This window comes from Nonomuraea sp. NPDC049158, from assembly GCF_040648335.1.
Classification (GTDB): domain Bacteria; phylum Actinomycetota; class Actinomycetes; order Streptosporangiales; family Streptosporangiaceae; genus Nonomuraea.
Window position 1 is genome coordinate 342690 of sequence record NZ_JBEZDM010000001.1, and the last position, 18100, is coordinate 360789.

12 protein-coding genes are annotated in these 18100 nt (G+C 71.9%); 5 read left to right on the top strand and 7 right to left on the bottom strand.

Annotated features, from left to right (window positions below; translation table 11 throughout):
* Window positions 1-4 precede the first annotated feature (4 nt).
* Window positions 5-790: a thioesterase domain-containing protein gene (locus tag AB0B61_RS01445; protein ID WP_358426191.1), complete on the top strand. Its 786-nt coding sequence runs from the start codon at window positions 5-7 to the stop codon at window positions 788-790.
* Window positions 787-1443: a 4'-phosphopantetheinyl transferase superfamily protein gene (locus tag AB0B61_RS01450; protein ID WP_358426194.1), complete on the top strand. Its 657-nt coding sequence runs from the start codon at window positions 787-789 to the stop codon at window positions 1441-1443. The genes AB0B61_RS01445 and AB0B61_RS01450 overlap by 4 nt, the downstream gene beginning before the upstream one ends.
* On the opposite strand, the gene AB0B61_RS01455 is transcribed toward AB0B61_RS01450, so the two are convergent.
* The 5 genes from AB0B61_RS01455 to AB0B61_RS01475 all read right to left on the bottom strand — a co-directional run bounded on the left by AB0B61_RS01455 (window position 1438) and on the right by AB0B61_RS01475 (window position 12896).
* Window positions 1438-2598, bottom strand: coding sequence for an acyl-CoA dehydrogenase family protein (locus tag AB0B61_RS01455; protein ID WP_358426197.1), 1161 nt, complete (start codon window positions 2596-2598; stop codon window positions 1438-1440). The two genes, AB0B61_RS01450 and AB0B61_RS01455, sit on opposite strands and share 6 nt — an antisense overlap.
* Entirely contained in the window at window positions 2595-6455 is a 3861-nt protein-coding gene (locus AB0B61_RS01460; RefSeq protein ID WP_358426200.1) for an SDR family NAD(P)-dependent oxidoreductase, read from the bottom strand. Before AB0B61_RS01460 ends, AB0B61_RS01455 begins: the two co-directional genes overlap by 4 nt.
* Window positions 6452-11164, bottom strand: coding sequence for an SDR family NAD(P)-dependent oxidoreductase (locus AB0B61_RS01465; RefSeq protein WP_358426203.1), 4713 nt, complete (start codon window positions 11162-11164; stop codon window positions 6452-6454). The genes AB0B61_RS01460 and AB0B61_RS01465 overlap by 4 nt, the downstream gene beginning before the upstream one ends.
* An 84-nt stretch (window positions 11165-11248) precedes the next feature.
* Window positions 11249-12070 carry an ABC transporter permease gene (locus tag AB0B61_RS01470; RefSeq protein WP_358426206.1) on the bottom strand — a complete coding sequence of 274 codons (822 nt, stop codon included), beginning with the start codon at window positions 12068-12070 and terminating at the stop codon, window positions 11249-11251.
* A complete protein-coding gene (locus AB0B61_RS01475; RefSeq protein ID WP_358426209.1) occupies window positions 12060-12896 on the bottom strand; it encodes an ABC transporter ATP-binding protein in 837 nt (278 codons plus the stop codon). Before AB0B61_RS01475 ends, AB0B61_RS01470 begins: the two co-directional genes overlap by 11 nt.
* 295 nt (window positions 12897-13191) lie before the next feature.
* On the opposite strand from AB0B61_RS01475, the gene AB0B61_RS01480 reads away from it, so the two are divergent.
* From AB0B61_RS01480 to AB0B61_RS01490, 3 genes are all read left to right on the top strand, one after another.
* Entirely contained in the window at window positions 13192-13908 is a 717-nt protein-coding gene (locus AB0B61_RS01480) for a phosphotransferase (protein WP_358426212.1), read from the top strand.
* Complete coding sequence (locus tag AB0B61_RS01485; RefSeq protein ID WP_358426215.1) at window positions 13905-14384, top strand: DUF1707 domain-containing protein; 480 nt, start codon at window positions 13905-13907, stop codon at window positions 14382-14384. Before AB0B61_RS01480 ends, AB0B61_RS01485 begins: the two co-directional genes overlap by 4 nt.
* Window positions 14385-14466: 82 nt before the next feature.
* Entirely contained in the window at window positions 14467-15894 is a 1428-nt protein-coding gene (locus AB0B61_RS01490) for a lanthionine synthetase LanC family protein (RefSeq protein ID WP_358426219.1), read from the top strand.
* Between the two features lie 79 nt (window positions 15895-15973).
* Here AB0B61_RS01490 and AB0B61_RS01495 read toward each other — a convergent pair whose 3' ends face one another.
* Together AB0B61_RS01495 and AB0B61_RS01500 are read right to left on the bottom strand one after the other, a co-directional pair.
* Window positions 15974-17158, bottom strand: coding sequence for a phospholipase D-like domain-containing protein (locus AB0B61_RS01495; RefSeq protein ID WP_358426221.1), 1185 nt, complete (start codon window positions 17156-17158; stop codon window positions 15974-15976).
* Window positions 17159-17209: 51 nt separating this feature from the next.
* Window positions 17210-18067 carry an oligopeptide/dipeptide ABC transporter ATP-binding protein gene (locus AB0B61_RS01500; protein ID WP_358426224.1) on the bottom strand — a complete coding sequence of 286 codons (858 nt, stop codon included), beginning with the start codon at window positions 18065-18067 and terminating at the stop codon, window positions 17210-17212.
* Window positions 18068-18100 lie beyond the last annotated feature (33 nt).

Sequence of the window (18100 nt, forward strand, 5' to 3'; positions counted from 1 at the left end):
CACGATGACCGTCAATGATGTGACCAGCGAAGACGCGATCCAGCGGTGGCTGCCGTTCCGGGCACAGACCGGCGCGGCGGCCGACGCGCTCGCGCTGTTCTGCCTGCCGCACGCCGGGGGCGGGGCCTCCGCCTACCGGGCGTGGCAGCACCGGTTGCCGGGTGTGGCGGTGCTGCCGGTCCAGCCCGCAGGGCGGGAGAACCGGCTGCGCGAGCCTCCGTACGAGCGGATGGCGCCGTTGGTGTCCGATCTGGCCGATGTCATCCTGGCCGAGGTGAGCGGAGGCCGCCGGTACGCCGTCTATGGACACAGCCTGGGCGCGCTGGTCTCCTTCGAACTGCTGAGGGAGATCCGCCGCCGGGGCGGCCCCGAGCCGGTGCACCTGTTCGTCTCCGGCTGCGTCGCGCCGCACCGGCCGTTCGACGACGGGCCGCCGGTGCGCGGGATGAGCAGCGCCGAGCTGGTGGAGCTGCTGCGCAAGCTCGGCGGGACCCCCGACTGGCTGCTGAACGACCCGTCCGTGCTGGAGATGATCCTGCCCGCCATGCAGGCCGACTTCAGCGTCAAGGAGACCTACGCGTACTATCCCGAACCCCCGCTGAACGTCCCGATCACCGCGCTGCCCAGCACCGACGACCCGAGGGCCGGCCGGGAGCTGGTGGCCGCGTGGCGGGACCAGACGACCGGGCGGTTCGACCTGCACACCTACGTCGGCGGGCACTTCGCCGTCTTCGAGCAGGCGAAGCTGACGTACAAGCACCTCTCGGAGGCGCTGCGCGCGTGGGTATGACGCAGCCCAGGGTGTGGAAGATCCACCTCGACCGGCCGTTGGCGCCGGGCGGGTGGCGCTCGCTCTCCGACGCCGAGCGCGAGCGGGCCCGACGGCTCGGCTCGGCCCGGGAGCGGCACCGGTTCATGGTCGCGCACGCCGCGCTCCGCGCCATACTCGGCGAGGTCTGTGGCGTGCGCGCCGCGCGTCTGACCTTCGGCACGGAGGACAGCGGGCGGCCGTACGTGGCCCCGCCGTATGGCCGGACCGCGCCCGACTTCAATCTGTCCCACTCCGAGGAGTGGGCGCTGGTGGCGGTGGCGCCGCCGGGTTCCAGGGTCGGCGTGGACGTCGAGCGGATCCGCGAGGACCTCGACTGCCTGGCGATGGCCGGCAGCATGTACCAGCCGGAGGAGGTCGACCGGCTGCGCGCGGCGGGCCCTTCCGGCCTCCGTACCGGATATTTCCGCCTCTGGACGGCCAAGGAGGCGTACGTCAAAGCCGTCGGCGTGGGCCTGGCCGGACTCCGCAATGTCCTCGTACATGAAGAGAGCACGACCCATGGGGCCGTGCTCTCCCCTCCCTCGCCGCCCGGCGCCGCCCTGCCTGTCCGCTGGCTCGACATCGCGCCGGGCTACGCCGCGGCGGTCGTCACCGCCGCGGCCGCCTCATGACCGCTTGGACACCGGCACCACGTACCGGCTGAACACCAGGTCACGCAGTACGTCGTCACCACCCTCGACGATCGACACGTAGCGCACGTCCCGCAGCAGCTTGCCGATGACCGAGTCGTGCGTGTAGCCGAGCCCGCCGAACATCTCCGAGGCCGTGGACGCGATCTGCCACCCCGTCTGGCCGCAGAACATCTTCGCGGTGAGCGCCGACTTGAGCGTCCCGACGCGCAGGAACTCCTCGCCGGCGTCCGGCCGGGCCGCGACCGCGTCGTACGCGCGGGCCGCCGCCAGGCACTGGTTCGCCATCACGTCGATCTGCATCTCGAACTGGCCCAGACGACTCGCGAACACCGCGTTGTTGGCCAGCGGCGAGCCCTTCACCGACTTGGACTTGCCGTACTCCATGCACACGTCGCGCACCCGGCGGGCGATGCCGAGCGCGGTCGTGGCGATGAGGATGCGGCTGGCGTTCAGGCCGACCTCCAGCAGCCGCAGGCCGTTGCCGCGCAGTACGTTCGCCGCGGGCACCCGGCAGCCGGTGAGCGAGACCTGGTAGGTCGCCGACGAGCGCAGCCCGATGACGTCCCACCGCTTGTCCACGCGGATGCCGGGTGTGTCGCGCGGCACCAGGACCGCGAGGTAGCCCGCCGGGTCGTCCTGGGCCCGCGCGATCACCACGATGAACTGCGCGAAGTCGGTGTTGGTGGAGAACGCCTTCTGGCCGTTGAGCACGATCTCGTCGCCGTCGCGGGTCGCCGTGGTGGAGATCCGGGCCAGCTCGCTGCCCGCCGCGTGCTCGCTGCCGAGCGTCGCGCAGAACCCGTTCTCCGCCGCCATACGGCCCAGGTGGTGCTCCCGGAGCTCGGCGGAGCCGTACCACTGGACCATGCTCGTCGTGAGCACCGGGATGAACAGCGTGAACGCCACGCCCGCGTCGGCGTAGGCCAGTTCGGAGACGATGCGGACGCTCTCCTCCAGGCCCAGCCCGAGCCCGCCCGACTCCTTGGGCAGCCACCAGTTCGCCAGGCCGGTGTCGGTGAAGCGCTGGTAGAGCGGCATCGGCGCCTCGGCCAGCGAGTCCAGGTAGGCGTCCTTGTCGAGCAGCTCGCGCCGGGCGAAGCTCTGGATCTTGCGGAGATACTCGGGCTGCTTCACGCGTCCTCCCTGGAGTCCAGCAGCGCGGCCAGCTGGCGGACCGTCGGGCACTCCAGCAGCCCGGTGACCGGCACCGAGGCGTTCAGGGCCTTGCGGATCCGCGTGGTCAGCTCGATCGCGAGCAGCGAGTGGCCGCCGAGCTCGAAGAAGTTGTCCGTGGCGCCGATCGGGTCGATGCCCAGCACTCTCGACCAGATGCCGGACAGCGTGGCCTCGGTGCCCTCGTTCGGCTCGACGTACGGGGTGCTCAGGTCCGGGCGCGGGTGGCGCTCGCGGTCGTCGTCGAGATCGTCGTCGCCGGCGTCATGGATGTCACCGGTGACCCACTGCGCGATGCGCGCCTCCAGCGAGCCGGTCGAGATGACCAGGTGCCCGACGCGGTCGGCGGCTGACAGCGCCCGCTCGAACACGTCCACGCCCTCCGCGGGCGTCATCGCGTAGTCGATCACCGCGCCGCTGTGGCCTTCGAGGCGGTCCGGGTCGATGTTCCAGGTGTCCCAGTCGACGGTGATCCACCGGCCGCCGCCCAGCCGGGCCACCCGGATGTAGGCGTCCAGCGCCGCGTTCGCCGCCGCGTACGGCGCCAGCGTCATCCCGCCGAGCACCGCCGCGATCGACGACAGCGTGACGCGCCGGTCGCGGGCCTGCTCGCCCAGTACGGCCTCCAGCACGTGGAAGCCCTTGACCTTGGCGGCCAGGTGGGCGTCGCACTGGTCGCGGTCCATGAGGTGGGCGAAGTTGAAGTAGCCGCCGTCCTGGACGCCCGCGCCGTGCACGGCCACGTCGATGCCGCCGAAGCGCTCGACCGCCGCCTCGACGACCGCCCGCATCCCGGCCTCGTCGGCCACGTCGGCCGACAGGGCGAGCACGGTGGCGCCGCGCTCCTCCAGGTCGCGGATGTTGCGGATGTGCCGTGCCGTACGCTCCCCGCCCGGCGGCACCGCGGCCAGGAAGGCGTCCCACTCCTCGCGGGGTGGCAGCGGGGCGCGGGCGGTGAGCACCAGGCGGCAGCCGTACCGGGCGGCCAGGTGGCGGGAGAGCACGAGGCCGACGTCGCCGAGACCGCCGGTGATCAGCACGGTGTCGCCGTCGCGGAACGGCCGCTCCTCCGGGCCGGGCTCGTCGATGGGGTACTGCTCGTACTGCCGCAGCCACGTCTCGCCCGAGCGCACCGCGACCGGCCCCTCGTGCGGGGCGACGGAAGCGGCCAGGATCTGCGTGGCGAGCTGCTCGGGATCGATGTCGGACCCGACGTCGATGTGGCGGCAGCGCAGGCGCGGGTTCTCCTGCTGCAGGCTCGGCGCCAGCGCGGCGAGCGTCGCGTGCTCGGGGTGGCGCAGGTCAGAGCCGACCACGCCCACCGCTCCCGACGTCAGCAGGACCAGCTCGGCGCGCGGTGCGGAGCCGGTGTTGTCGACGAGCTCGCGGGCCAGCGCGAGGGCCGAGTAGAAGCCGCGGCTCTGCTCGGCGTCGAAGTGGGCGACCGGGTCCGGCCCCGCCTCGGCGGCGGACAGGCTGAAGGCGTGAATGATCGAGCGCGGATTGACCACGAGCGAGTAGAGCACCTCGGCCATGTCGTCCGCCTTGTCGGGGCGAATCGTGAAATGTCCGGTGTCGTCCTCGTCGAACCGGTCACCCCGGCGCACCGCGGTCACCTCGGCGCCCGCCTCGGTCAGCCGCTCGACCAGGGCCTCGCCCCGGGCGTCGTCGGTGAAGACCAGCCAGGGACCGGCCAGCCTGAGCTGCTCGTCCAGGCCGTTGAGGGTAAGGGGCCGCTGCCGCCAGGTCGGCAGGTGCGTCCACTTCGAGCGGTCGAACGTCTTGCCGGTGCTCGGGGGCGCGGCCATCATGCTCGGGTTGGCCTTGACCCAGAACCGGCGCTTCTGCCAGGGGTAGGTGGGCAGCTCCACCCGCAGGCCCGCGCCCTGGTGCAGCACCGCCCAGTCGATGGCGGCGCCGGCCTGCCACAGCTTGCCAAGAGTGGCCAGGAGCCACTCGGCGGCGCTCTCGTCGCCGGCGGGGGCCACGGCGATCTCCTCGACGCCGGACGTGTCGGCCCCGTCGTGGAGCAGGCGGACACTGAGTGCGGTGAGCGCCTCGGCGAGCGCCGCGACCGCGTCCTCGGGTGAGGCGGTGGCGCCGATGGTACCGGTGGCGCCAGCGGCACCGGGAGAGGCGGCAGCGCCGGCGGCGCCGGGGCGGGTCAGCCGGTCGGCCGCCGCCCGCAGGTCCGCCCACCAGGCGGCCGGTACGTCGCCGCCCGCCGTGACCAGCCGGACCTTGGGGTTGCGGCGCTGCGTCTTGGCGTCGATCCAGCGCGCCGGATCGCTGAGCGCCGCGACCGCGTCCTCCCGGTCCCGGACCACGACCGCGCGCCGCGTCGCGAAGCCGCCGCGCGACACCTGCAGCGTGTACGCCACATCCGCCAGGTCGTCGGCGAGGTCACCGGAGAGGTGCTCCCGCAACAGACCGGTGAGGTCGGACAGTGCCTGCCCGTCGGCGGCCGAGAACGTCAGCAGGTGCGGTCCCGGCCGGGCCGCCCGCGCCGGCCGTACCGGCGCCTGCTCCAGCACCACGTGCGCGTTGGTGCCGCCGAGCCCGAAGGAGCTGACCCCGGCCCGCCGCGGGTGCGGACCCGCGGGCCAGGCCTGGTGCTCGGTGAGCACGGTGAACCGGTCCCGCGCCGTCGCCAGCGCCGGGTTGGGCGTCTCGTAGTGCGGGGTGCCCGGCAGCAGCTCGTTCTTGAGGGTGAGCGCGGCGCGCATCAGCCCGGTGACACCGGAGGCGCGGTCGAGGTGACCGATGCTGGGCTTGAGCGAGCCCAGCACGCACGGCGTCTCGCGGGGCTGGGCGAACACCCGGTTCATCGCGGCGAGCTCGATCGAGTCGCCCAGCATGGTGCCGGTCGCGTGGCACTCGACGTAGCCGACGGTGTCGGGCTTGACCCCGGCCACGCCCAGCGCGGACTCGATGACCTCGGCCTGCCCGTCGACGCCGGGCGCGGTGTATCCGGCGCGCGTCCGGCCGTCGTTGTTGGCCGCCGAGCCGAGGATGACCGCGTGGATGACGTCGCCGTCCTTGAGCGCGTCGGACATGCGCTTGAGCGCGACCGTGCCGACGCCGCTGCCCATGACCGTGCCGCCCGCCTCGGCGTCGAAGCTGCGCACCCGGCCGTCGGGCGACATGATGCCCCCCTGCTCGTACAGGTAACCGGCGGGCTGGGGGAGCGGCGTGAACGCGCCGCCCGCCAGCGCGATGTCGCACTCGTACGTCAGCAGGCTCTGGCAGGCCAGGTGCACCGACACCAGCGAGGTGGAGCAGAAGGTCTGCACGGTGACGGCCGGGCCGCGCAGCCCGAGCTTGTAGGAGACGGTCGAGGCCAGGGAGTCGCGCTCGTTGCCGGTGGCCATGAGCAGCGCGCCGCCCGGCTGGCCGGCGAGGTGCTGGATGTTCTGCACGATGTAGTCGGGGAAGCCACAGCCGGCGAAGACGGCGACCTGTCCCGGCGTGTCGGTCGGGCAGTAGCCCGCGCTCTCCAGCGCCTCCCACGAGCATTCGAGGAACAGCTTGTGCTGGGGGTCCATCGTCTCGGCCTCGCGCGGGTTGATCCCGAAGACCGTGGCGTCGAACTGGTCGAGGCCGTCGATCGGGCCGCCGACGCGGACGTAGCGCGGGTCGGCCACCTTGCCCGGCTCGACGCCGGACTCGGCCAGCTCCTCGTCGGTGATCTCGCGCAGTCCCTTGATCCCGGCGAGCACGTTGCGCCACAGCTCGCCGACGCTGCTCGCCCCCGGAAAGCGACCGGACATCCCGATCAGGGCGACCGCCGAGTCGTAGTCCGGCTCAGTGTCCGTCATGTTGCCGCCTTCCCGCGGAGCATGTTGCGTCGCTGTTCGATGCGGGACCGCCGCTGGTCGAGGGCCCCGAGGGTCTGCTGGTCCTGTTCGCCTCCCGAGGTCGCGGCTTCGGCGAGCGAGGCGACCGTGGGCGACTGGTAGAGGATGTGCGGGGGCAGGTAGGACAGTTCGAGGGCCTTGCGGACCTCGGCGATGATCTCCATGCCGAGCAGCGAGTTGCCGCCGAGCTCGAAGAAGTTGTCGTGGATGCCGACCTGCTCCAGGCCGAGCGCCTCGGCCCAGACCGCGGTGATGGCCTCCTCGGCCGGTGACTGCGGCTCGACGTAGGCGGTCGACAGCTCGGGCCGCGGGTGGCGGCCGAACGCGTCGCGGATCTTCTTCACCGTGGCCTGGTGGCTCTCGATCGACGAGCGGCGGCTCATCGCGACCAGCGGGGCGAAGTCCTGCGTCGAGGTGATCACGTGGGCCTCGCCGCTGGCCAGTACGCGCAGCAGCGTCTCGTAGCCCTGGTCGAAGGTGATGCCGAAGTTCTCCCGGTACCAGGTGAAGTAGTGCTTGGAGCCCTCGTCGTAGTTCTCCAGGCCGTCGGTCCAGCCGTTCCAGGTCCACTCGCACCAGTCGATCGCCGCCACGGTCACGCCGGGCAGCGGGTCGCTGAGCGCGTACGCGTCGAGGTAGGCGTTGGCGGCGCAGTAGTCGACCTGGCCCGCGCCGCCGCCGGTCGCCGACGTGGTGGAGGAGAACAACGCCACGAAATCGACCGGCACGTCCTTTAACGCCTCGCCGATGGCCAGCGTGCCCGCCACCTTCGGCGCCAGCGTGCGCTGGATGTCGGCGGCCGTCTTGAACTGCATCAGGCCGACGGCGGGCACCCCGGCGCAGTGCAGCACGCCGTTGAGCTCGCCGAACGTCTCGATCGCCGCGCCGACCGCCCGCCGTACGTCATCGGGCTGGGAGACGTCGCCGGCGACCGTGATGACCTGGATGCCCGCGGCCTCCAGCCGCCGCAGCCCCTCGATCCGCCGGCGCACCTCGTCGGCGGTGCGCTCCGAGGCCAGGATGGGGCCCCACTGGTCTTTGGGCGGCACGGGGGTGCGGCCCATCAGGACGAGGCGGGCCTGGTAGTGCTCGGCGAGCCGTTCGGCCATGGCCAGGCCGATGCCGCCGAGGCCGCCGGTCACGAGGTACGTGCCGCCCCGGCGTACCTGGGCCTTGGGGGAGTCCTGGTCGATGCACGACGCGTCGAGCACCTCGTACTCCGGGACCCAGCGCCGGCCACTCCGCAGCCCCACGACCTGGTCGGCGGGTTCGGCGCGCAGCTCGGTGAGGAGGTCGCGTGGCGACGACGCCGTGTCGATGTCGATCAGGCGGGTGCGCACGCGCGGGTACTCGACCGGGATCAGGCGGGTCGGGCCGAGCAGGGTGCCGCGTTCCGGGATGACCCGGTCGCCGGGGAGGACCCGCTGGCCGCCGATGGTGACGATGTCCAGCGACCACCGCGTGATGCCCATGTCGCCCGCGGCCCGCGCGAGCGCGACCAGGGTGTGCAGGCCGCGCCGCAGGCACTCGTCGGTCGAGTCGGGGTTCTCCTCGGCGGTCCACAGGTGCACCACGCGCTCGGGCTCGAAGTCCCGCTCGGCCAGGGTACGCAGCGCGCTGACGGCGTCCTCCGGCGAGCCGGGCCGGACCACCAGGCCGTCGGGTCCGGCGGCGAACCGCTCACCGGGACGGATCAGCACCACCTGGTGCCCCGCCGCCTCCAGGTGCGCGCGCAGCGCGGTGGCCAGCGTGTCGGCACGGCCCGCGTCGGTGTAGACCAGCCAGCGGCCCGCCTCCTCCTCGCGTGCCGGGCGCGGCGCGGTCTGCCGCCAGGTCGGCACGTTGATCCAGCGCTCGTCGGGCAGCCGGGGCAGGGCGTTCAGGATGCTGGTGGGGTCGCTGTCGTCGATCGCGGGCGCGCCGGTGCTCGCCGCGGTCTGGTCGATCTCCAGCCAGTAGTCCTGGTGCTCGAAGGGGTAGGTCGGCAGCGGGATCCGCCCGGGCGCCCAGCCGGCGTGCAGCGCCGCCCAGTCGACGGAGACGCCGGCCAGCCAGAGCTTGCCGACGGCCGTGGCGGTGGCGGCGTGGGTGTCGAGGCGGTCGTTCGCGGCGGGCAGCGTGGTGACGATCAGCGGCCACTGGGCGCGGTCGCACTCCGGGTGGCCGCGGGTGAGCGCGCCGAGCGACTGGCCGGGGCCGATCTCCACCAGGGCGAGGTCGCCGGAGCCGAGCACGTGCGCGAGCCCGGCGCCGAACTCCACGGTCTCGCACATGTGCCGCGACCAGTAGCCGGGGTCGGTGACGACGTCCGCGGTGGCCAGACGGCCGGTGACGTTGCTGACGTACGGGATGACCGGGGGGTGCAGGGTGACGTTGTCGCTGATCCAGGCGGTCAGCTCGGTGGCCACCGGCTCCAGCATCCGGGAGTGGAAGGCGTGCGTGGTGTCCAGGCGGCGGCAGCCGATCTTCGCCTCCAGCAGCAGCGCGCCGGCCGCCTCGACCGCCGCGACGGGCCCGGCCAGGACGAGCTGCGAGCCGGTGCGCACCGCCACGTCCAGGTCGCGGGTCAGCAGGTCGCCGAGCACCGCGCGCAGCCGCCGCTCGTCGGCGGCCACCGCGAGCATGGCGCCCTCGGGCTGCGAGGTGATCAGCTTGGCCCGGTAGGCGACCAGCCGCAGCGCGTCGGGGAGCGAGAGGACGCCCGACAGGCAGGCGGCCACGTACTCGCCGAGGCTGTAGCCGACCATGATCTCGGGGGCGATGCCCCAGCGGATGAGCTGGCGGGCCAGCGCGTACTCCGCCACGAAGACGGCGGGCTGGATCAGGTGCGCCTCGACCGTGGAGGGGGCCGCCGCGTCGCCGGTCCGGCCCAGGAGCCGGGCCAGGTCGCCGCTCGTGTCCCGGCGTTCGGCGGGCACGAAGACGTCGGACAGCTGCGCGGCCTCGGTGAGGCCGAGGACGGTCAGGCACTCGTCGACGTCGTCGCGGAAGGCGGGCTCGTCGGCGTAGAGCGCGGCCACCATGCCGGGGTACTGCTCGCCGACCCCGGCGATCAGGAAGCCGACCCGGCGGCCCACGGTCGCGTCGTTACGGCCCAGCCGCCCGGCCGGGTCGGCCAGCAGAGTGGCGGCGCGGCCGGTCGAGTCGGCCACGACGACCCTGCGGTGGTTGAAGACCTTGCGGCCGACCTGCAGCGTGTAGGCGACGTCGCCCAGTTCGAGGTCGGAGTCGATCTCCAGCCGGTCGGCGAGCCGGACGCAGGCGTTCTCGGCGGCCGACTCGGAGCGGGCCGACAGCGGCAGCACCTGCCAGCGACGGGAGCGCTCGGGGCGCCGCTCGGGCCGTGGGGCCTCGGTGACGATGGCGTGCGCGTTCGTGCCGCCCATGCCGAGCGAGCTGATGCCCGCGATCCGGGGCCGGTCGTCGTCACGCGGCCACGGGGTGACCTCGGAGGTGACACGGAACGGGCTGCTGTCGAAGTCGATCTCCCGGTTCGGGGAGGTGTAGTGCAGGGTGCCCGGGATGAGCTCGTTGCGCAGGGACTGGACGACCTTGATGAGCCCGGTGACGCCCGAGGCCCGGTCGAGGTGGCCGACGTTCGGCTTGATGGAGCCGAGCAGGCAGTACTGCTTGTCCTTGGTGGGGCCGAAGGCGCTGGTCAGGGCGGCCACCTCCATCGGGTCGCCCACCTCGGTCGCGGTGCCGTGCGCCTCGACGTACGAGATCTCCGACGGGTCGACCCCGGCCCGCTCGATCGCCCTGCTGACGCACCTGCGCTGCCCGTCGATGCTGGGCGCGAGGTAGCTGAACTTGAGCGCGCCGTCGTTGTTGATCGCGGAGGCGCGGATGACGGCGAGCACGGTGTCGCGGTCGGCGATCGCGCGGTCCAGGCGCTTGAGCGCCACCACGGCGGCCCCGTCGCCGAACATGCTGCCCTTGCCCTCGGCGTCGAACGTACGCACATGGCCGTCGGGCGACTCCTGGCCGCCCTCCTCCCACAGGTACCCGACCCGGTCGGGGATGCGTACGGACACGCCGCCGGCCAGCGCGATCTCACAGTCGCCCCGGCGCAGCGCGTCGCTCGCCAGGTGCACGGCGACCAGGGAGGTCGAGCAGAACGTCTGCACGGCCACACTTGGGCCCGAGAGGTTGAGGCGGAAGGAGACGTTCGTGGTGAGCGCGTCCTTGTCGTTGCCGATCATCAGGGCGGACGGGTCGATGCCCATCTCGAACGCCCTCAGCCGGGTGAGCAGGTAACCGCTGATGTTGGTGCCCGCGAAAACGCCCACGCTGCCGCGCGCATCAGGCGAGCCGTACCCGGCGGCTTCGAGGACCTCCCAAGCGACCTCAAGGAAGATCCGCTGCTGCGGATCGGCCAATGTCGCCTCACGCGGGTTGTAACCAAAGAATCCGGCGTCGAATCCCCGGATGTCCTCGAGGATCGGCCGGCTTCTCACATAGTTCGGCTGCTGGAAGGTCGCCGGACTGACCCCCGCGTCGATCAGCTCCTCGTCGGAGAATCGGGTGAACGATTCCACGCCGGTGCTGATGTTGCGCCAGAACGTCTCGACGTTGTCCGCCCCGGGGAATCGGCCGGCCATGCCGATGATCGCGATATTCGACTCGTCCGCCGAGTGTTTCGAGTCGCCGGGTGAATGCTGCTGATCCATCAACATGCCTCAATTCCGTACATGTCACTGAATTACCGACAGAAAGGCGAGCGACCCGCGGCCCCCTGACCGCGGGTCGGCACTTCAGAGCAGGTGTCCGCGCCCCCATCCGCGCGTGAGCCTGCGGACGGCGAACGTGCCGGCGACGAGGCCGATCGCCAGCAGCACCCCGGCCGGTGCCAGGGTGCCCGCCGCGTCTCCGCGGACCGCGGCCTGCATCATCGTCAGGGCCCAGTAGCCGGGCGAGATGTGCGCGGCCACCTGGGCCCACTCGGGCATGATGCTCAACGGCACCAGGGCGCCGCCCAGCGAGCTGAGCGTCAGGGCGCCGACGTCGGAGATCACGCTGAGCTCCCCGTGGCTGCGGACGATCGTGGCCAGTGCCGCGCCGATCGAGAGCAGCGCGAAGGCCCAGATCGCGATCGCGAAGACCACGTACTGCGGGGCCTTCGGGATCGGCAGCCCGATGACGAGGCAGCCGTACACCAGCAGGATCGACTGCTGCACGACCATCACCACGAAGATCGGGATGGTCTTGCCGAGCAGCAGTTCGGTCGCCGGGGCGCGGCTGGCGCGCAGGCGGTCCCAGGTGCGCCAGGTGCGCTCGACGAGGATCGCGTTGCCCGCGATGGAGATCGCGAACACCGAGAACATCACCATCAGCCCGGTCGCCACCTGCGTGGCGCCGCCTTCGACGGCCCGGACGTACAGCGGCTTGAGCACCAGCATGAGCACCATCGGCATGGCGACGTAGCTGATCATCTGGCCCGGGTCGCGCAGCCGGATGAGCGTGTTGTGCTTGGCCAGCGCGCCGATGCGGTACGCGGCGCCGCGCAGGTTCTCGACCAGGCCCGCGGGCGGTGGAGGTTCGACCCGTTGCTGGGTGTGGGGGGTGTCAAGGAGCATTGCTGACCGCCAGGGATCGGTAGAGGTCGTCGAGGGAGGGGTTGCGCACGTCGACGGTGCTGATCGGGCGGTCGGCACGGCTGAGCAGGTCGATCAGGGTGTTGGCCGGGTGGGTGGTCGAGACCGTGATCTCCTCTTCGTTGTCGAAGGTGAGCTGCACCTCGCCGGGCAGGCCGTCGACCAGCTCCTCGTGGGTGCCCCTGGCGATGACCCGGCCGTCCCTGACGACCGCGATCGTGGCCTGGAGCTCGGTGAGCTCGGGCAGGTAGTGGGTGGTGTAGACGACGGCGGCGCCCTCGCCCGCGCGCTGCTTGACCACGTCGAGCATCGCCTGCCTGGTCTCCAGGTCGGCGCCGGCCGTCGGCTCGTCGAGCAGCAGCAGCGCCGGCCGGTGGATGAGCGCGGTGGCCGCCTGGGTCCTGCGCTGCTGGCCGCCGGACAGGACCGCCGCGTGCCGGTCGATGAAGTCGCTCAGCCGCAGGGCGGCCACGATGTCGTCGATGGCGGTGGTGAGCGCCTGGCCACGCAGCCCGGCCAGCTTGCCGAACAGCTCCAGGTGCTCCCTGACGCTGACGGACGGGTAGAGCGCGATGTGCTGCGGTGCGACGCCGACCTGGCCTTTGACGGCGGACGGTGGCTTACCGTCGATGGTGACGTGGCCGCCGTCCGGACGGGTCAGGTACGACACGATCTCCACGAAGGTCGTCTTGCCCGCGCCGTTGTGCCCCACGAGCCCGACGATCTCGCCCGCGGCCACGCTCAGGCTGAACTCGTCGAGGGCTCTGACCGGGCCATAACACTTGACAAGATCGATTGCCTCCAGCAATGTGTCACCTCCTCCAGTATTCACACCGAATGCGACGTCTACCCTTTGTCGGAAATTAATCGGTTGAATACGATTAACTGGGTGTTGCTGGCTACGATAGCGGGAGCCGGCCCAGGTGGCCGATGGCAGGAAGTGGCACGAAAGAGTAGGCCACCGACCGGCGGCGGGATTTGGCCGCCATAACTGGTAAGTCCGCACTACGGACCCGCTGTCATCAAATGACGGTAATTTGCTGCCAGTGCACCGGTTATCGCACAACTAGAATGACTCACCTTTACCGCATAATCTGACCACCATGCGTGTGGGAACGTTGCTCGCGGCAGGACAGGACTGCGACGTGTACGAGGCCGGGACCGGCAAGGTGATCCGGCGGGCCCGCGACGGCCGCAGCCTCGAACGCGAGGCGTCGGTCATGCGGCACGCCCGAAGGCAGGGCTTTCCGGCGCCCGAGGTCTTCGACGCCGACGGGGCCGACATCCTCATGGAGCGGGTCGTGGGCCGCAGCGTGTCGCGCGAGGCCACCCGGCGGCCATGGCGCGCGCCCGCGTACGGGCGCCTCCTGGTGGAGTTGCTCCAGCGGCTGGCCACCGTACGCGCGCCCGGCTGGCTGCCCGCCGCCGAGGGGGCGCCCGGCAACAACCTGCTCCACCTGGACCTGCACCCCGGCAACGTGCTCGTCACCGGCGACGGTCCCCGGGTCATCGACTGGGCGAACGCCGGCCGTGGCGCGCCGGCCGCCGACGTGGCGTGCACCTGGCTGATCATCGCCGCCGCCCCCGTGTCCGGGCCGGTCCGGCGGGCCGGGCGCCTCCTCATGGCGAAGGCGTTCGCCGACGCCGTCGACCGCCCGGCCGTGCTGCCCTACCTGACCGCGATGGCCGAGCGCCGCCGCGATGACGACAACACCCACGACGCCGAGCGGGCCGCCATCGACCGCCTGCTCGCCCGCGAGACCGCGACATCCTCCCCACGGCTCACGCCGAAAGACTCCACGCTCAAGGAGAACCGATGAACGAGCGGCGAAAGATCCGGGCGTCGGACGGCGATCGCGAGGTGGTCGCCGAACGGCTCAGCTCCGCGCTGGCCGAGGGCCGCCTGAGCATGCAGGAGTACGACGACCGGCTGGGCCGGGCCTTCCAGGCGGTGACGTACGGCGAACTGGCTGATCTCCTGGGCGACCTGCCGCGCGCGAAGGCGAAACCGCAGCCCGCGCCACGTGGGGCGGCGGTTTCGGCCGGGCTGCTGGCGACGCTGCCGAGATGGCTCAGGATCCTCTGGGCGATCTGGGCCGTGAAGGTGTCGATCAACGTCGTGGTCTGGGTCATGCTCAGCGTCTCCGACGCGCACCTGGTGTACTTCTGGCCCATGTGGATCATCGGGCCGCCGGGCGCCGCCCTGTTCGGGCTGTCGGCCGCGACCACCATGATCCGCCGTGGGCGCGTCCCCGTGGAAGCCGCCGCGACGCCCTCGCCCCTCGACGGTGGCTGACTGCCCGGAAAGTGGCTAAGTGCCCGGAAAGCGGTGACGCCAACCCTTAATTTCCTACCAAATGTGTGGGATAATGGTCGGCATGAGCTTGGATCGGACGCGCTCATCGAGCGAGCGTGCTGAGACACCGCTGACCGCCGCCATCATGGCCGGCCGCTGGATCCGCTCGGCGGCCGTCGACGACGAGCGCGGCCGGCACTGGCGGGCCAACCCCGACCCCCGGGGCAGGTCGGCCCTCGCCGCCGAACCGGCCTCGCTCTACGCGGGGGCGGCGGGCATCGTGCTGTTCTTCCTGGAGCTGGCCGCGGCGACGGGCCACGAGGCCTACCTCGAGGAGGCCCGCGCGGGCGCCCGCTACCTCTCCGCGACCTGGGCGAACCAGACCAGCCTGTCGCTCTATCACGGCCTGTCCGGCACGGTGGTCGCGCTCGCCGAGGCCGGTTGGGTGCTGGGGGACGGGGAGTTCGAGGAGGCCGCCGTGGCCGCCGCCGACCGGATCGTCCGCTCCGCCCGCCCGCTCGACGGAGGGCCCGGCTGGTCGCGCGATCCCGCGCAGAGCGGTGACGGCGGCGTGGTGCTCGGCCTGCTGCACACCTCCTCGATGCTCGGCATGCCCGCCTACCAGGACCTGGCCGTCGAGGCGGGCACCCGCATCGCCCGCCTGGCCGTGCCCGGCCACCGATTCGGTGACTCCACCGGCCTGCCCGACGCGCAGACCTGGGCCGGTGACTGCTCCGACCTGCCGGGAAAGCCCGGTGACGCGGCCGGTGGCCGGGCGGATCTGCCGGTGGACGCCGTCACCCCGGGCTTCCTGTCCGGCACGGCGGGCACGGCGTTCCTGCTCGCCCGCCTGTACGGCGTCACCGGCGACCCGCTCTTCCTCGACGCGGCCCGCAGAGGCGCCGGCTTCGTCCGGATGGTCAGCGTCGTGGCCGGGAGGTGCGCCGCCGTGCCGCACCACGTACCGCAGGGCCGGGGGCTGCACTATCTGGGCTTCTGCTCGGGCTCGGCCGGGGTGGCGCGGCTGTTCTACGAGCTGTACCGGGTCACGGGCGAGGCCGATGACCTGGCCTGGTGCGAGCGGCTGGCGCACGGCATCGTCGAGAGCGGCGTCCCGCACCGCCGTACCCCCGGCTTCTGGAACGTCTCCTGCCAGTGCTGCGGCACGGCCGGGCTGTTGGAGCTGTTCGTGGGGCTGTGGGCGGCGACGGGGCGCAAGTCGTACCTGGACTTCGCGAGCGTGCTCGCCGAGCACCTGATCGGCCGCGCGGTCGACCACGACGGGCGGGGGTTGCGCTGGTACCAGGCGTATCGGCGGTTGCGCCCCGGCGAGGTGTCGGCGGACACGGGCTACATGGTCGGCGCGGCCGGCATCGGCGCCGCGCTCCTGCACCTGGACGCCGCTCTCCAGGGTGATCAGGCCCGCCGGGTGATCCTGCTGCCGGACAACCCGTTCCCCTCGATCCCCGTGCCCGCGCACCGTCTGGGCCGTCCCGGCGCGGACGGCTGACGGCGCGCGGAGCGGGTCAAGGCGGCGCGCGGAGCGGGTCAGGGCAGGGACAGCGTGGTCAGAACAGGGACAGCGTGGGTCAGGACGCGGACGCCAGGGGCGCGACCGCGCGCAGCCGCTCGAAGTTGGCCACGTACTGGCGGTACAAGGCCCGGTCGTCGAGCCGCAGCAGGGTCTCGTCGTTGCGGCGCAGCGAGCTCTCGATGTAGTTGTGGCTGCCCGTCAGCACGACCTGGGCGTGGGCGTCGCGGTCGTAGGAGCCCTCGATGAGCAGGTACTTGGAGTGGATCCGGCCGGGCAGCGCGTCGCCGGTGCCCAGCGTGCGCAGCTCGATCCGGGGCTCGGCCAGCAGCAGCTGCTTGACCTCGTCGGCCATGATGCCGTAGACGATCTTGACCGAGCAGCCCTGAGCGGCCAGGTCACGCAGCTTCTCGGGAATGGCGATGCGGTAGGTGTCCCATTCCGACATGCCGACGCGGATCTGCGTACCGGGAGTGCAGCGGACCCGCGCGAGGTGCTCGGCGACGGTGTCGGTGGTGACGTCCGTCCCGGCGCGGGGGAAGAACCAGGCCTGTCCGGAACGGCTCGTGGTGCTGCGGTAGTAGTCGGGGTTCTTCCGCTCCGCCGCCAGATCCTGGAAGTAGCTGTCATACGCTCGGTACAGCTTCTTGTCCCGGGGGAGTATGACCGCGTTGTTCCAGTACGTCGCGGAGTTCAGGTCGGTGAGGTTGGCCGACGACTGCACCACCACGTCGGAGGCGTTGCCGGTCCGCGAGAACAGGTAGAACTTGTTGTGCTGGCCCTTGCTGCCAACGCAGGCCGCCGTGCCGCCCGACGGCGGGCCGGTGCAGACGTGCAGGTAGGAGCTCGCGGAGATGTCCGTGCCGAGCGCGGTCGCGAGCTGCGTGGCCACGGTCGCGCCGCGCGTGTCGCCGTCCAGGATCACCCGCACCTCGACGCCCCGCTGGTGCGCCTTGATCAGCTCGCCGGCGAAGTCCGTGCCCGCCTGGCCGGACATGACGAAGTGGGCGACCTGGATCCGGGCGCCGGCGGGGGTCTGGTGGATCAGGCCGCAGAGGCGCCGGACGATGGCGGTTGGGTCGCCCCCCACCGGGTCGTTGAAGACCGCGCCCTTGGTGACCGGCTCGTTCGGTGCGCCCGCGCAGGTCGTGGCACTCGCCGCCGCTGTGGCCGGGCCGCCCCCAGCCAGCAGGGCCGTCAGTATGACGGCGCCCACCAGGGCGGACAGGACTCTGTTCGACATCGATCGCTCCTTCACGAGGCGGCCGGATCCGTCCCGCCCGCCGGGGGCTCGTCAGGACGGGTCGGTCTCGGGGAAATGGCAGGCCACGGGATGGCCGGTGCCGCGGTCGAGGAGCCGCGGCTCCTCGACCCGGCATCGATCCTGGGCCCGCCAGCAGCGCGTCCGGAAACGGCAGCCTGACGGCGGGTTCAACGGTGAGGGAACATCGCCGTTCAGCACGATTTCCTGCCGCCCGCCGTCCCGCCAGTCGTCGAGGCTCGGTGCCGCCGACAGCAGGGCCTGGGTGTACGGGTGGGACGGCCGCAGATAGACGCTCTCCTTCGTACCGACCTCGACGATCTTGCCCAGGTACATCACCGCGACCCGGTCGCAGATGTGGTGCACGACGCCCAGATCGTGGGAGATGAACAGGTAGGCGACCCCCAGGTCGCGCCGCAGCTCGTCGAGCAGGTTGAGTATCTGCGCCCGTACCGACACGTCCAGAGCGGACACGGCCTCGTCGCAGACGATCAGCCGCGGCCGCACGGACAGCGCGCGGGCGATGCTGATGCGCTGCCGCTGACCTCCGGAGAACTGGTGCGGATACCTGTCGGCGTGCTCGGGACGCAGGCCGACGCGGTCCAGCAGCCCGCGCACCTCCTCGTCCCACTGCTCCCGCGGCACTATCCCCGGATGGATCCGCCACGCCTCCTTGATCAGGGCGGAGACGGTCATCCGCGGGTTGAGCGAGGCGTACGGATCCTGGAAGACCAGCTGGACGTCCTGGCGGAGCCCGCGCAGCTCCCTGGCAGGCAGCGTCGCCAGGTCGCGGCCCTCGAACAGCACCTGACCGCTGGACGGGCGGACCAGTCCGACGATGGTCCTGGCGATCGTGGACTTGCCGCAGCCGGACTCGCCGACCAGGCCCACGGTCTCCCCGGCCCGTACATGGTCACCACCGGG

What these genes read in the sequence shown, in the direction of transcription:
- AB0B61_RS01445 (WP_358426191.1), top strand. Translation starts at nt 5, where the DNA reads ATGACCGTCAATGATGTGACCAGCGAAGACGCGATCCAGCGGTGGCTG.
- AB0B61_RS01450 (WP_358426194.1), top strand. Translation starts at nt 787, where the DNA reads ATGACGCAGCCCAGGGTGTGGAAGATCCACCTCGACCGGCCGTTGGCG.
- AB0B61_RS01460 (WP_358426200.1), bottom strand. Translation starts at nt 6,455, where the DNA reads ATGACGGACACTGAGCCGGACTACGACTCGGCGGTCGCCCTGATCGGG.
- AB0B61_RS01465 (WP_358426203.1), bottom strand. Translation starts at nt 11,164, where the DNA reads ATGGATCAGCAGCATTCACCCGGCGACTCGAAACACTCGGCGGACGAG.
- AB0B61_RS01470 (WP_358426206.1), bottom strand. Translation starts at nt 12,070, where the DNA reads ATGCTCCTTGACACCCCCCACACCCAGCAACGGGTCGAACCTCCACCG.
- AB0B61_RS01480 (WP_358426212.1), top strand. Translation starts at nt 13,192, where the DNA reads ATGCGTGTGGGAACGTTGCTCGCGGCAGGACAGGACTGCGACGTGTAC.
- AB0B61_RS01485 (WP_358426215.1), top strand. Translation starts at nt 13,905, where the DNA reads ATGAACGAGCGGCGAAAGATCCGGGCGTCGGACGGCGATCGCGAGGTG.
- AB0B61_RS01490 (WP_358426219.1), top strand. Translation starts at nt 14,467, where the DNA reads ATGAGCTTGGATCGGACGCGCTCATCGAGCGAGCGTGCTGAGACACCG.
- AB0B61_RS01495 (WP_358426221.1), bottom strand. Translation starts at nt 17,158, where the DNA reads ATGTCGAACAGAGTCCTGTCCGCCCTGGTGGGCGCCGTCATACTGACG.